Origin of the sequence: Flavobacterium sp. ABG, from assembly GCF_001027725.1 — a bacterium.
In the GTDB taxonomy this organism is placed as follows: Bacteria; Bacteroidota; Bacteroidia; order Flavobacteriales; family Flavobacteriaceae; genus Flavobacterium; species Flavobacterium cupriresistens.
Map to the genome: position 1 here is coordinate 1 of NZ_LEKS01000087.1, position 381 is coordinate 381.

Annotated in this window: 1 protein-coding gene; it reads right to left on the minus strand. The window is 34.1% G+C overall.

Annotation, left to right across the window (positions count from 1 at the left end; genetic code table 11):
• Positions 1-381 (minus strand): glycoside hydrolase domain-containing protein (locus AB674_RS21795; RefSeq protein WP_047779399.1); only part of this gene is annotated, 381 nt, incomplete at both ends.

Consider the following 381-nt stretch of genomic DNA (forward strand, 5'->3'; position numbering starts at 1 on the left):
GTTGCTACTAATTTTTTAACCAATTTCTGGCTTTTCCATTCGTCTCCTTTTATGTAATTAAACAAATAAGGATACGCAATATCCGGCTCATTTGCCATATCAAATTGCTTGATATCGAATACTTTTTGCAATTGGTTTGAAAAAGCTTTATCACCGCCCATTAGCTTTATAAGTCCTTTGATATCGTGAGGTACCATAAAAGCATATTGCCAGGCATTGCCTTCAATAAAACCAACATTTTCTTCAAAGTTCGCTCCCGATACAGGATCAAATGGTTCATACCATTTTCCGTTGGCTGTTCTTGGACGAAGTAATTTTAAATCTTTATAAAATAATTTTCGATAGGATAGCGAACGGTTTTTAAAACGTAAATAATCCTTC